General features: G+C 72.0%; 10 protein-coding genes. 4 read left to right on the forward strand and 6 right to left on the reverse strand.

Annotation, left to right across the window (positions count from 1 at the left end; all coding sequences use genetic code 11):
- Nucleotides 1–2: 2 nt before the first annotated feature.
- The 4 genes from iolD to iolC form a co-directional block, all read right to left on the reverse strand.
- A complete protein-coding gene (gene iolD / locus ACZ516_RS04625) occupies nucleotides 3–1,892 on the reverse strand; it encodes a 3D-(3,5/4)-trihydroxycyclohexane-1,2-dione acylhydrolase (decyclizing) (protein ID WP_469008459.1) in 1,890 nt (629 codons plus the stop codon).
- Nucleotides 1,889–2,701, reverse strand: a complete 813-nt coding sequence (gene iolB / locus ACZ516_RS04630) for a 5-deoxy-glucuronate isomerase (RefSeq protein ID WP_469008461.1) — start codon at nucleotides 2,699–2,701, stop codon at nucleotides 1,889–1,891. Before iolB ends, iolD begins: the two co-directional genes overlap by 4 nt.
- Nucleotides 2,702–2,726: 25 nt before the next feature.
- Nucleotides 2,727–3,611 carry a Cgl0159 family (beta/alpha)8-fold protein gene (locus tag ACZ516_RS04635; RefSeq protein WP_469008725.1) on the reverse strand — a complete coding sequence of 295 codons (885 nt, stop codon included), beginning with the start codon at nucleotides 3,609–3,611 and terminating at the stop codon, nucleotides 2,727–2,729.
- Nucleotides 3,612–3,673: 62 nt separating this feature from the next.
- Nucleotides 3,674–4,600, reverse strand: a complete 927-nt coding sequence (gene iolC, locus ACZ516_RS04640) for a 5-dehydro-2-deoxygluconokinase (protein WP_469008727.1) — start codon at nucleotides 4,598–4,600, stop codon at nucleotides 3,674–3,676.
- 162 nt (nucleotides 4,601–4,762) lie between these two features.
- Here iolC and ACZ516_RS04645 point away from each other — a divergent pair, with 162 nt between their 5' ends.
- The 4 genes from ACZ516_RS04645 to ACZ516_RS04660 all read left to right on the forward strand — a co-directional run bounded on the left by ACZ516_RS04645 (nucleotide 4,763) and on the right by ACZ516_RS04660 (nucleotide 8,966).
- Nucleotides 4,763–5,662, forward strand: coding sequence for a sugar phosphate isomerase/epimerase family protein (locus tag ACZ516_RS04645; RefSeq protein ID WP_469008462.1), 900 nt, complete (start codon nucleotides 4,763–4,765; stop codon nucleotides 5,660–5,662).
- 285 nt (nucleotides 5,663–5,947) lie between these two features.
- Nucleotides 5,948–6,145 (forward strand): helix-turn-helix transcriptional regulator, encoded by a 198-nt coding sequence (locus tag ACZ516_RS04650; protein ID WP_358580507.1) that lies wholly within the window; start codon nucleotides 5,948–5,950, stop codon nucleotides 6,143–6,145.
- A 144-nt stretch (nucleotides 6,146–6,289) separates the two neighbouring features.
- A complete protein-coding gene (locus ACZ516_RS04655; protein ID WP_469008463.1) occupies nucleotides 6,290–6,613 on the forward strand; it encodes a heavy-metal-associated domain-containing protein in 324 nt (107 codons plus the stop codon).
- 91 nt (nucleotides 6,614–6,704) lie between these two features.
- Nucleotides 6,705–8,966, forward strand: a complete 2,262-nt coding sequence (locus ACZ516_RS04660; protein WP_469008464.1) for a heavy metal translocating P-type ATPase — start codon at nucleotides 6,705–6,707, stop codon at nucleotides 8,964–8,966.
- A 410-nt stretch (nucleotides 8,967–9,376) separates the two neighbouring features.
- Here ACZ516_RS04660 and ACZ516_RS04665 read toward each other — a convergent pair whose 3' ends face one another.
- Entirely contained in the window at nucleotides 9,377–10,675 is a 1,299-nt protein-coding gene (locus ACZ516_RS04665) for a citrate synthase (protein WP_167516009.1), read from the reverse strand.
- A 197-nt stretch (nucleotides 10,676–10,872) separates the two neighbouring features.
- Entirely contained in the window at nucleotides 10,873–13,116 is a 2,244-nt protein-coding gene (recD2, locus tag ACZ516_RS04670) for an SF1B family DNA helicase RecD2 (protein WP_469008465.1), read from the reverse strand.
- Nucleotides 13,117–13,341 lie beyond the last annotated feature (225 nt).

Here is a 13,341-nt window from a genome sequence, read left to right on the forward strand (position 1 = left end):
TCTCACAGGTGGCGGCGTCGGGCAGTGACGTGCCGGTCGTACTCTTTCCTGGCCTCGACCGCGGACCTCCGGGTCGCCGTCTCGGCCACGGGCACATCCCACCACGCCTGCGCCGGGGGCGGCCCCGACACTGTGTCTGCCGTTTCCGTCTCCACATAGACACATGTGGGCCGGTCCGCGCCGCGCGCCTCCAGCAGGGCCGCCCGCAGGTCCCGCACGGTCCTGGCGCGCAGCACCCGCATCCCCAGCGAGGCCGCGTTCGCCGCGAGGTCGACGGGCAGCGGGTCGCGGCTGTACGTGCCGTCCGGCGCCCGGAAGCGGTAGTCCGTGCCGAACCGCTCGCCGCCCACGGACCGGGAGAGGCCGCCGATGGAGGCGTACCCGTGGTTCTGCAGGATGACGACCTTGACCGGGATGTTCTCCTGCACGGCCGTGACGATCTCGGTCGGGTTCATCAGATACGTGCCGTCGCCGACCAGCGCCCACACCGGGCGCCCCGGCGCGGCCAGCGCGACCCCGATCGACGCGGGGATCTCGTATCCCATGCAGGAGTAGCCGTACTCCACGTGGTACTGGCGCGGTGAGCGCGTCCGCCACAGTTTGTGCAGGTCGCCGGGGAGCGATCCGGCGGCGTTGACGACGATGTCCTCCTCTGTCACCAGCGCGTCCAGCGCGCCGAGGACCTGGGCCTGCGTCGGGCGCGCGTCCGGCTCGTCCGCGGCGTACGCGGCGTCCACGCGCTGCTCCCAGCGGGCCTTGTCGCCCCGGTACTGCGCGGTGTAGGCGGGCTCCACGCGGTGGTCGCCCAGCTCCCGGGTGAGCGCCTCCAGGCCGGTGCGGGCGTCCGCGATCAGGGTGGCGCCCGCCATCTTGTGGCCGTCGAACGGCGTCACGTTGAGGTTGAGGAAGCGCACCCCGGGCCGCTCGAAGAGCGTGCCGGACGCGGTGGTGAAGTCGCTGTAGCGGGTGCCGACGCCGATCACCAGGTCGGCGGCGCGGGCCAGTTCGTTCGCCGTGGCCGTGCCGGTGTGGCCGATGCCGCCGACGTCCGCCGGGTGGTCGAAGCGCAGCGAGCCCTTGCCCGCCTGGGTGGAGGCGACGGGGATGCCGGTCGCGTCGGCGAAGCGGCGCAGCGCGTCCTCGGCGGCGCTGTGGTGGACGCCGCCGCCCGCGATGACCACGGGCCGGCGCGCCGCGCGGACCGCGCCCGCGGCGGCGGCCAGTTCGCCCGGGTCGGGGGCGGGCCTGCGGACGGCCCACACCCGCTCCGCGAAGAACTCCTCGGGCCAGTCGTACGCCTCCGCCTGGACGTCCTGGGGCAGGGCGAGGGTGACGGCGCCGGTCTCGACGGGGTCGGTCAGGACCCGCGCCGCGGCGAGGGCGGCGGGGATCAGCGCCTCGGGCCGGGTCACGCGGTCGAAGTACTTCGAGACGGGCCGCAGGCAGTCGTTGACCGACACGTCGCCTGCGTAGGGCACTTCGAGCTGCTGGAGCACGGGGTCGGCGGGCCGGGCGGCGAAGGTGTCGCCGGGCAGCAGGAGGACCGGCAGCCGGTTGACGGTGGCGAGCGCGGCGCCGGTGACGAGATTGGTGGCGCCGGGCCCGATGGACGTGGTGACCGCGTGGGTGGCCAGGCGGCCGCACTGGCGGGCGTACCCGACGGCCGCGTGCACCATGGCCTGTTCGTTGCGCCCCTGGTGGAAGGGCATCTCGTCGGCGTACTCCACGAGCGCCTGCCCGATGCCCGCGACATTGCCGTGCCCGAAGATGCCCCAGGTCGCGCCGATCAGCCGCCGCCGCTCGCCGTCGCGCTCGGTGTACTGCCGGGACAGGAAGCGCACGAGCGCCTGCGCGGTGGTGAGCCGCACGGTGCCCGCGTCGGTCCGTGTCATCGGTATCCCTCCGTGTGGTCGGGGTGGAAGCAGATCCGCCACTCCCGCTCCTGGCCGGGCCCCGCCATCACGTTCAGGTAGTACATGGCGTGGCCCGGCTGGGCGACGGACGGGCCGTGCCAGCCGTCGGGCACGAGCACGGCGTCCCCGGTGCGCACCTCGGCCAGGACGTCCGTGCCGCCCTCGCGGGAGGGGAAGACCCGCTGATAGCCGAACCCTTCGCGGCCGCCGGGCGCCTCGATCTCGAAGTAGTAGATCTCCTCCAGCTCGGCCTCGACGCCCGGGCGGTGCTCGTCGTGCTTGTGCGGCGGGTACGAGGACCAGTTGCCGCCGGGCGTGACGACTTCGACGGCGATGAGGCGGTCGCAGTCGAAGGCGTCGGCGGAGGCGAAGTTGCGGACCTCGCGGGAGCAGGTGCCGCTGCCGCGGCTCTCGACGGGAACCTCCGGCGCGGGGCCGTAGCGGGCGGGGAGTCGACGCTCGCACTTCGCTCCTGCCAGGGCGAAGCGGCCTCCCGCGCCGGAGGCGATCTGGACGTGGGCGTCACGGGGCACGTACGCGAAGTCGGTGACTTCGCCGAACACGCTCTCGCGGCCCAGGAGTTCGATGATCCTGCCCTCCGTGTGCACCGTACAGCCGCCGCTCAGCGGGAGCACGATCCATTCACTCCCGCCGGTGGCGAACAGGTGGCTGCCCCCGGCCGCGATCTCGACCACGCGCAGCGAGCAGTAGGCCCAGCCCGCCCGCTTCGGATCGATGTCGAGGGCGTACGGCCCCGTGGCCGCAGCGCCTTTCGGTACGTGTGTCATGTGCGCCTCCTTGAACCCGTACCCACTAGAGCAGCCCGACAGCGGTGTCGACCGCCGCCGCCACGTCGCCGTCGGGCGGATAGAGCAGGGCTCTGCCGACGACCAGGCCCCGCACGGTGGGCAGCCGCAGGGCGCCGCGCCACTTCTCGTACGCGGCGTCCTGATCGTCCCCGACGTCACCGCCGAGCAGCACGGCCGGCAGGGTGGACGTTTCCATGACGCGGGCCATGTCGTCGGGGTTCTCGGTGACGGGGACCTTCAGCCAGGTGTACGCGGACGTCCCGCCGAGCCCCGAGGCGATGGCGATGGACGTGATGACGGCCTCGGCGCCCAGGTCGTTGCGGGGCGGTCCGGTGCCGTCGGGTCCGTGCCTGCGGGTCAGGAACGGCTCGACGAAGACGGGCAGTCCACGCGCGGCCATGGCGTCGACGGCGCGCGCGGCGGAGTGCAGCGTGTTCAGCGAGCCGGGGTCGTCGTGGTCGACGCGGAGCAGCAGCTTGCCCGCGTCGAAGCCGAGCCGCCCGAGGTCCTCGGGCCGGTACCCGGTGAACCGGTCGTCCAGCTCGAAGACGGCCCCGGCGAGCCCCCCGCGGTTCATCGACCCCATCACCACCTTGCCGTCCAGGGCGCCGAGGAGCAGCAGGTCCTCCAGGATGTCGGCGCTCGCGAGCACCCCGTCGACGCCGGGCCGCGACAGGGCGAGGCACAGCCGCGCCAGCAGGTCCCCGCGCCGCGCCATGGCGAACGGCTCGCCCCCGACCCCGAGGGCCCCCCGGGCGGGATGGTCGGCGGCGACGATCAACAGCCGCCCGCGGTCCCCGAGAAGGGGCCGCCGCGCACGCCGTGCGGCGGCTTCGGCGATGGCTTCGGGGTGGTACGCGCGGATCCGGCTGAGGTCGGCCACGGTCAGCCCGTCCGGTGTCCGAGGAGCGGGGCCCGGGGCGGAGCCCCGTGGCAGGGGCTCCCGGGCGTTCACGAAACGACCCCGGCGTCGACCGCCGAGGCGACCTCGCCGGGAAACGGCATGGCGGAGGAACACTCCAGCCGTGAGGCGACGATGGCCCCCGCCGCGTTCGCGTACCGCATGATCCGCTCCAGGTCCCAGCCCGCGAGCAGCCCGTGGCACAGCGCCCCGCCGAACGCGTCGCCGGCGCCGAGTCCGTTGCGGACCTCGACCGGCAGGGGCGGCACTTCGGCGCTCTGTCCCGCGCGGTTCATGGCGAGGACTCCCGCGGGTCCCCGTTTGACGACGGCCAGTTCGACCCCGGCGGCCAGCAACGCCCGTGCCGCCGTGCGGGGTTCGCGCTCCCCCGTGGCGATCTCGACCTCGTCGAGGTTGCCGACGGCGACGGTGGCGTGCGCCAGGGCGGCGGCGTAGTGGGGGCGTGCCGCCGCCGGATCGCTCCAGAACATCGGCCGCCAGTCCAGGTCGAAGACCGTGGTCCCGGCCGACCGGGAGGCCAACGCGGCCAGCGTCGCCGACCGGCTCGGCTCCTCGCACAACCCCGTGCCCGTCATCCAGAAGATCCGCGCCGCCGCGATCGCGTCGCGGTCGAGCTCGCTCGCGTGGATCTGGAGGTCGGGGGCCGTGGGCTGCCGGTAGAAGTACAGCGGGAAGTCGTCCGGCGGGAAGACCTCGCAGAACGTCAACGGCGTGGGCAGCCCGGCGACCGTGCGCACGAAGCGGTCGTCGACCCCGAACTCCCGCAGCGCGCGGCGCAGATACGTCCCGAAGGGGTCCTCGCCCGTGCGCGTGACGACGGCGACGCGGCGCCCGAGGCGGGCGGCGGCGACCGCGACGTTGCTGGGCGAGCCGCCGAGGAACTTCCCGAACGCGGTGACGTCGGCGAGGGACACCCCGCTCTGCAGCGGGTAGAGATCGACCCCGATCCGGCCCATGGTGATGACGTCGTACGGATCCGTCACCCTGCACTCCCTCTCGGCTGCCTCGCGGTGGCGCTGCCCCAGGTCTAATGCCGTTCCGGGAACCCTGTCAACATTTTGTCCTTACATTCGGACCACTGCTTGACACCTTTCCGGGGCGGCCCGAGGCTGGCGGCCATGACGACGCTGTCTCGCATCCGGATCGGTTCGGCGCCCGACTCGTGGGGCGTGTGGTTCCCCGAGGACCCGGCCCAGGTGCCCTGGCGCCGCTTCCTCGACGAGGTCGCCGCCAGCGGGTACGAGTGGATCGAGCTGGGCCCGTACGGCTATCTGCCCACCGATCCGGCCGAGCTGGCGGACGAGACGGCCCGGCGCGGCCTGCGGGTCTCCGCGGGCACGGTCTTCACGGGTCTGCACCACGGCCCCGCCGTCTGGGAGAAGACCTGGGCGCACGTCGCCGACATCGCCGCGCTCACCCGCGCCCTGGGCGCCGAGCACCTCGTCGTCATCCCGTCGTTCTGGCGCGACGACAAGACGGGCGTGGTCCTGGAGGAGCGGGTCCTGACGCCCGCGCAATGGCGCGATCTGGCCGCCCAGACCGAGCGCCTGGCCCACGAGGTCCGCGAGCGGTACGGCCTGCGGGTCGTCGTGCACCCGCACGCCGACACGCACATCGACACCGAGGAGAACGTCACCCGCTTCCTCGACGCCACCGACCCGGACCTCGTCTCGCTCTGCCTGGACACCGGGCACTACGCCTACTGCGGCGGCGACAGCCTCAAGCTCATCGAGACCTACGGCGAACGCATCGGCTATCTGCACCTCAAGCAGGTCGACCCGGAGATCCTCGCCGGGGTGCGCGCGGACGAGGCGCCGTTCGGGCCCGCGGTGGCGCGCGGCGTGATGTGCGAGCCGCCCGCCGGGGTGCCGGCCCTGGAGCCGGTCCTCGCCGCGGCGCAGCGGCTCGGCGTCGACCTCTTCGCCATCGTGGAGCAGGACATGTACCCGTGCTCCCCGGACAAGCCGCTGCCGATCGCGCGCCGGACGCGGGCCTTCCTGCGGTCGTGCGGCGCGTAGCTCCCGGCGAGGGAGCACCCCCGGCCGCCAGGCGGTGAGCGGGGCGCCGTCAAGACGCCACCCCGGCGCCGCGAGGTCAAGTCCGTGCGCCGCTTTCGTCACAAACACCCGCTTCCTGTCACACATGTCTCGTATACGCGGGACTCCTGTCACAGCGGGACCACAAACACTCTGCACTGGTCACTGTGCGTCGTTCACCGGGCACAGGCTGAGTGATCGCCGAGCGCGCCCAGCTCCCCCGTCGACCTCTCCGGCCGACCTGGGCACGCGCAGGGAGGTGCACCCATGACCGACCGCAGGCTCTGGTCGTACAAGGAGATCGCCGCGCACATCCGGGTCCAGCCCGACACCGTGCGCTCCTACCGCAAGCACGGGCTGCTGCCCGCGCCGGACCACGTGGAGGGGGGCAAGCCGTATTGGTACGCCGACACGGTGCGCGCCTGGGTGGCGGCCCGCCCGGGCAACCGCGGGCGCAGAAGCTGAGGGGTGGCGGCCGCGCCGCGTTGATGAATACCCCCTAGGGGTATAGTGTGATGTGGGTCGAGGGGGGTCCTGGGCATTCCGGGACCCCCACGCACGTGACGACGCATATCCATACATCCGTACCCCACGCCCGAGGAGAACGACATGAGCGCCCAGACCGAGCTCCCGCAGGCCGCGTCCGAGACGACCGGCTCCTGCTGCTCCCCCAGCGGTTCCTGCCACTCCGCCGGCGCCGCCGAGACCCCGCAGGGCGCCGTCACCACCGTGTACGAGGTGACGGGCATGACCTGCGGCCACTGCGAGGGCGCCGTCTCCGCCGAGATCTCCGAACTCGCGGGCGTCCGCTCCGTCCAGGCGGTGGCCGCCACCGGCCAGGTCACCGTGGTCTCCGAGGCCCCGCTGGATGAGGCCGAGGTGCGCGCCGCGGTGGACGAGGCGGGCTACGAACTGGCCGGCGTCAAGGCCTGAGACCCCGGCGACCCCCGGGCCCCGTGGCGCCGACACCGGCACCACGGGGCCCGCCGCCGTGCCACCGGCCCACAAGGAGTACCAAGGAGTCATGACCGAAGTCTCCGAAGTCGAACTCGCCGTCGGCGGAATGACCTGCGCCTCCTGCTCGTCCCGCATCGAGAAGAAGCTGAACCGCCTGGAGGGCGTGACCGCGACGGTCAACCTCGCCACGGAGAAGGCGAAGGTCGCCTACGCCGACGGGGTCGAGGTCGCCCAGCTGATCGCCCTGGTCGAGAAGCTGGGATACACGGCACGGGAGATCGTCCCGCCCCCGCCGGAGCCCGCCGCGGACCCCGCCCCCGACCCGGGCACCGCCGACGTCACCGCACCCGACGCCCTGCGGCAGCGCCTGGTCGTCTGCGCCCTGCTGTCCCTGCCCGTCGTGCTCCTGGCGATGGTCCCCGCCCTCCAGTTCGACAACTGGCAGTGGCTCTCCCTCACCCTCGCCGCGCCCGTCGTCGTCTGGGGCGGCCTGCCCTTCCACCGCGCGGCGCTCACCAACCTGCGGCACGGCGCCGCGACCATGGACACCCTCGTCTCGGTCGGCACGCTCGCCGCCTTCGGCTGGTCGCTGTGGGCGCTCTTCCTCGGGGACGCCGGGATGCCCGGGATGCGGCACGGCTTCGACCTGACGGCCTCGCCGGGCGACGGGGCCGCGACGATCTACCTGGAGGTCGCCTCCGGGGTCGTCACCTTCATCCTGCTGGGCCGCTGGCTGGAGGCCCGCTCCAAGCGGCGGGCGGGCTCGGCCCTGCGCGCCCTGCTCGAACTGGGCGCCAAGGACGTCACCGTGCTGCGCGACGACAGGACGGAGGAGCGGATCCCGGTCGGCCGGCTGACCGTCGGGGACCGTTTCGTCGTACGGCCCGGGGAGCGGGTCGCCACCGACGGCACCGTCGTCGAAGGGGCCTCCGCGCTGGACGCCTCGACGCTGACCGGCGAGTCCGTACCCGTCGACGTGGGGGTGGGCGACACCGTCACCGGGGCGACCGTGAACACCTCCGGACGCCTGGTCGTACGGGCCACCCGCGTCGGCTCCGACACGCAGCTGGCCCGCATGGCGCGGCTGGTGGAGGACGCCCAGACCGGCAAGGCCCAGGTGCAGCGCCTCGCCGACCGCGTCGCCGCGGTCTTCGTACCCGTGGTGCTGCTCATCGCGGCGGCCACCCTCGGCGGCCGGCTCGGCGCCACGGGCGACGCGACCGCCGCGTTCACCGCCGCCGTCGCCGTGCTGATCATCGCCTGCCCGTGCGCGCTGGGCCTCGCCACGCCGACCGCCCTGATGGTGGGCACCGGACGGGGCGCCCAGCTCGGCATCCTCATCAAGGGCCCCGAGGTCCTGGAGTCCACGCGCCGCGTCGACACCGTCGTCCTGGACAAGACGGGCACGGTGACCACGGGCCGCATGGAGATGGTGGACGCGCACGCCGTCGGCGACACGGACGAGAAGCAGTTGCTGCGCCTGGCGGGCGCCCTGGAGCACGCCTCCGAGCACCCGGTCGCCCGCGCCGTGGCGGCGGGCGCCGCCGACCGGCTCGACGTGCGCGGCGGTGAACTGCCCGCGCCGGCGCGGTTCGAGGGCGTCGCCGGGGCCGGGGTGCGCGGGACGGTGGACGGGCACGACGTCCTGGCCGGGCGCGAGCGGCTCCTCGCGGACGCGGGCGTCACCGGCCTGGACGCGCTGACCGTGCTGAGAAAAGAGGCGGAAGCGGCGGGTCGTACGGCCGTGCTGGTCGCCTGGGACGGTGTCGCACGCGGGGTGATCACGGTCGCCGACGCCATCAAGGAAACCAGCGCCGAGGCGGTGCGCGAGCTGCGGGCGCTCGGCCTGACGCCGGTGCTGCTGACCGGCGACAACAAGGCCGTCGCCCACGCGGTCGCGGACGCGGTGGGCATCCCCGCCGACGCCGTGTACGCGGAGGTCATGCCGCGGGACAAGGCCGACGTCGTGGCGAGGCTGCGCGCCGAGGGCCGGGTCGTGGCGATGGTCGGGGACGGGGTGAACGACGCGGCGGCGCTCGCCACCGCCGACCTCGGCCTCGCGATGGGCACCGGCACGGACGCGGCGATCGAGGCGAGCGACCTGACGCTGACGCGCGGGGACCTGCGGGTCGCGGCCGACGCCATCAGGCTCTCCCGCAAGACGCTCGCCACCATCAAGGGCAACCTCTGCTGGGCCTTCGGCTACAACGTCGCCGCGCTGCCGCTCGCCGCGGCCGGGCTCCTGAACCCGATGATCGCCGGCGCCGCGATGGCGTTCTCGTCGGTCTTCGTGGTCACCAACAGCCTTCGGCTGCGGACGTTCTCATAACCCCTTCACAGGACCGTTTCAGCATCCTCACGGACCTCGCGAGATCCCCATATCGGGGCCCTTGCGCAGGTACGGGACATATGCAGGAGACGCAGATCACAGAGATGGGGACGTAACCATCTGGGGGGGTCGCGAGTCTAATGGGACGATGCCAGAAGACGTCTTGGGGGACGTCATCTGCCATCAGGGGACATCTTGGGGGATGCTCCCTGGAACTGCGTTGCCGGGGCACGTGCACCGGGGAGCTTGAGCGGCCCTCCCGTGCGTACGCGTCCCGGCACGGCGCAGGGCGACCACAGACCCCCGGCCGGATCCCGTGGGGGGAATCCGTACCGGGAAAAAGGGAAGCGCCCCGACCGTCGACCCGTGGGGGGATCGACGGCGGGGCGCTTTCCGCTGTGCGGGGAGGGTCAGCGGCCCTCGACCGGGACGAAGTCCCGCAGCACCTCGCCGGTGTAGATCTGGCGCGGGCGGCCGATGCGCGAACCCGGCTCCTTGATCATCTCGTGCCACTGGGCGATCCAGCCCGGCAGGCGTCCGAGCGCGAACAGCACGGTGAACATCTCGGTCGGGAAGCCCATGGCCCGGTAGATCAGACCGGTGTAGAAGTCCACGTTGGGGTAGAGCTTGCGCTCGACGAAGTAGTCGTCGGCCAGCGCGTGCTCCTCCAGCTTGAGCGCGATGTCGAGCAGCTCGTCGGACTTGCCGAGCGCCGAGAGGACGTCGTGCGCCGCCGCCTTGATGATCTTCGCCCGGGGGTCGAAGTTCTTGTAGACGCGGTGCCCGAAGCCCATGAGCTTCACGCCGTCTTCCTTGTTCTTCACCTTGCGGATGAAGGTGTCGACGTCGCCGCCGGAGGCCTGGATGCCTTCCAGCATCTCCAGGACCGACTGGTTGGCGCCGCCGTGCAGCGGGCCCCACAGGGCCGAGATGCCGGCCGAGATCGAGGCGAACATGTTCGCCTGCGAGGAGCCGACCAGACGCACGGTGGAGGTCGAACAGTTCTGCTCGTGGTCCGCGTGCAGGATCAGGAGCTTGTCGAGCGCGGCGACCACGACCGGGTCCAGCTCGTACTCGGCGGCGGGCACCGAGAAGGTCATGCGCAGGAAGTTCTCGACGTAGCCGAGGTCGTTGCGCGGGTAGACCACCGGGTGGCCCTGCGACTTCTTGTAGGCGTACGCGGCGATCGTCGGCAGCTTGGCGAGCAGGCGGATCGTCGAGAGGTGACGCTGCTTCTCGTCGAAGGGGTTGTGGCTGTCCTGGTAGAACGTGGACAGCGCGCTCACCACGGACGACAGCATGGCCATCGGGTGGGCGTCGCGCGGGAAGCCGTCGTAGAAGCGCTTGACGTCCTCGTGCAGCAGGGTGTGCTGCGTGATCTCGTTCTTGAAGCTCGCCAGCTCGTCGACCTTCGGCAGCTCGCCGTTGATCAGCAGGTACGCCACCTCGGTGAAGGTGGAGCGCTCGGCCAGCTGCTCGATCGGGTAGCCGCGGTACCGGAGGATGCCCTGCTCGCCGTCGAGATAGGTGATGGCGGATTTATAGGCGGCGGTATTGCCATAGCCGCTGTCCAGGGTCACCAGACCGGTCTGGGCGCGGAGCTTGCCGATGTCGAAGCCCTTGTCACCGACGGTCGAATCGATCACCGGGTAGGTGTACTCGCCATCGCCGTACCGCAGTACTACAGCGTTGTTACCGTTCTCGCTCACGTCATCCCTCACCGACGTTGTGCCTCTTCTTCGAGGTGCCCTGACTGTCTCTACCATCCCCCATTTGGCCCTGGAGAGTGCACTCGGGGTCGACCATTGGGCCTATTGGCGGCACTCAGTGCCGCCAACCTGCTCATCCTGCCCCCTTCGCCCGGGTTGTGGAAGTGCTGTGTGACGTTTCCGACTCGTTTGATCGATCAAAACACCGATCGGGCCTCTCCACGGCGTCCCGCGAGCCGGAAATCCAGCGCCGTGCAGCGCCTGCCCGCGGAGACCGTGCGGACAGCCTGCCCCAGAGCCTTGCGCGATCCGACGAGGACCACCAGCTTCTTGGCGCGTGTCACCGCGGTGTAGAGGAGGTTGCGCTGCAGCATCATCCAGGCGCCGGTGGTGACCGGGATCACGACGGCCGGGTACTCGCTGCCCTGGGAGCGGTGGATCGTCACGGCGTACGCGTGGGCCAGCTCGTCCAGTTCGTCGAAGTCGTAGGGGATCTCCTCGTCCTCGTCGGTGAGGACCGTCAGCCGCTGCTCGTCGGCGTCCAGGGCGGTGACGACGCCGACCGTGCCGTTGAAGACGCCGTTCTTCCCCTTCTCGTAGTTGTTGCGGATCTGGGTGACCTTGTCGCCGACGCGGAAGACCCGCCCGCCGAACCGCTTCTCGGGCAGGTCGGGGCGGGCGGGCGTGATGGCCTGCTGGAGGAGGCCGTTGAGGTTGCCCGCGCCCGCGGGGCCGCGGTGCATGGGCGCGAGGACCTGGACGTCGCGGCGCGGGTCGAGGCCGAACTTGCGGGGGATGCGGTGGGCGGCGACGTCCACCGTGACGCGGCCCGCGTCCTCGGTCTCCTCCTCCACGAAGAGGAAGAAGTCCTTCATGCCCTGGGTGAGGGGCGGCACACCGGAGTTGATGCGGTGGGCGTTGGTGACCACGCCCGACTCCTGGGCCTGCCGGAAGATGCGGGTGAGGCGCACGGCGGGGACCGGGCTGTCCTCGCTCAGCATGTCCCGCAGCACCTCGCCCGCGCCGACGCTCGGCAACTGGTCCACGTCGCCCACGAACAGCAGGTGGGCGCCCGGGGGTACGGCCTTGACCAGTTTGTTGGCGAGCAGCAGGTCGAGCATCGAGGCCTCGTCCACCACGACCAGGTCGGCGTCGAGCGGCCGCTCCCTGTCGTACGCCGCGTCGCCCCCCGGTTTCAGTTCGAGCAGGCGGTGGACCGTGGAGGCCTCCGCGCCCGTGAGTTCGGCCAGGCGCTTGGCGGCGCGGCCGGTGGGGGCGGCGAGGACCACCTTGGCCTTCTTCGCGCGGGCCAGCTCGACGATGGAGCGGACCGTGAAGGACTTGCCGCAGCCGGGGCCGCCGGTCAGGACGGCGACCTTGCGGGTCAGCGCGAGCCGCACCGCCTCCTCCTGCTCGGGCGCGAGCCGGGCCCCCGTGCGGTCCACGAGCCAGGCGAGGGCCTTGTCCCAGGCGACGTCCCGGAAGGCGGGCATCCGGTCCTCGGGGGTGGTCAGGAGCCGGGAGAGCTGGGCGGCCAGGGAGACTTCGGCCCGGTGGAAGGGGACGAGGTAGACGGCGGTGATGTCGTCGCCGCCGGCCGGGTCGGGCAGGGTCTCGCGGACGACGCCCTCCTCCTCCCCCGCCAGCTCGGCGAGGCAGTCGATGACCAGGCCCGTGTCGACCTGGAGCAGCTTCACCGCGTCGGCGATGAGCCGCTCCTGGGGCAGGTAGCAGTTGCCCTGGTCGGTGGATTGCGAAAGGGCGTACTGGAGGCCGGCCTTGACGCGCTCGGGGCTGTCGTGCGGGATGCCGACGGCCTGGGCGATGCGGTCGGCGGTGAGGAAGCCGATGCCCCAGACGTCGGCGGCGAGGCGGTACGGCTCGTTCTTCACCACGGAGATCGACGCGTCGGCGTACTTCTTGTAGATGCGCACGGCGATGGAGGTGGAGACGCCGACTCCCTGGAGGAAGACCATGACCTCCTTGATGGCCTTCTGCTCCTCCCAGGCGGCGGCGATCATCTTCGTCCGCTTGGGGCCGAGGCCGGGCACCTCCACGAGCCGCTTCGGCTCGGTCTCGATGACGTCGAGGGTGTCCACGCCGAAGTGGGTGGTGATCCGGTCGGCCATCACGGGGCCGATGCCCTTGATGAGGCCGGAGCCGAGATAGCGGCGGATGCCCTGGATGGTGGCGGGCAACACCGTCGTGTAGTTCTCGACCGTGAACTGCTTGCCGTACTGCGGGTGGGAGCCCCAGCGGCCCTGCATGCGCAGGCTCTCGCCGACCTGCGCGCCGAGCAGCGAGCCGACGACGGTGAGCAGGTCGCCGGCGCCGCGGCCGGTGTCGACGCGCGCGACCGTGTAACCGGTCTCCTCATTGGCGTACGTGATGCGTTCGAGGACGCCTTCTAGCACCGCCGTCGCCGCGGCTGGACTCGACATGCCCCGACGCTACCGTCCGCCACTGACACCGGGACGCCCGAAGGGGCCCGATCCGCTGGACCGGGCCCCTTCGGCTCTCCCCCCGTCAGAGCTCCGTGATCCCCCCGAATCCCCCGGATCCCCCCAGATCCTGGTCCCCCTTCAGAGCCCTGACGCCATGTACGACACGCGTCGTGGCCGAAGGGTTGCACGGCGTCGCCGAGGAATTTTTCGCCGGGCCCCCGG

It is taken from the genome of Streptomyces sp. NPDC034037, from assembly GCF_055575715.1.

Excerpts from the sequence above, each read along its gene's own strand:
- iolC (WP_469008727.1), bottom strand. The coding sequence starts at position 4,600 with ATGGGCCGGATCGGGGTCGATCTCTACCCGCTGCAGAGCGGGGTGTCC.
- iolB (WP_469008461.1), bottom strand. The coding sequence starts at position 2,701 with ATGACACACGTACCGAAAGGCGCTGCGGCCACGGGGCCGTACGCCCTC.
- ACZ516_RS04645 (WP_469008462.1), top strand. The coding sequence starts at position 4,763 with ATGACGACGCTGTCTCGCATCCGGATCGGTTCGGCGCCCGACTCGTGG.
- ACZ516_RS04650 (WP_358580507.1), top strand. The coding sequence starts at position 5,948 with ATGACCGACCGCAGGCTCTGGTCGTACAAGGAGATCGCCGCGCACATC.
- recD2 (WP_469008465.1), bottom strand. The coding sequence starts at position 13,116 with ATGTCGAGTCCAGCCGCGGCGACGGCGGTGCTAGAAGGCGTCCTCGAA.
- ACZ516_RS04660 (WP_469008464.1), top strand. The coding sequence starts at position 6,705 with ATGACCGAAGTCTCCGAAGTCGAACTCGCCGTCGGCGGAATGACCTGC.
- ACZ516_RS04655 (WP_469008463.1), top strand. The coding sequence starts at position 6,290 with ATGAGCGCCCAGACCGAGCTCCCGCAGGCCGCGTCCGAGACGACCGGC.
- iolD (WP_469008459.1), bottom strand. The coding sequence starts at position 1,892 with ATGACACGGACCGACGCGGGCACCGTGCGGCTCACCACCGCGCAGGCG.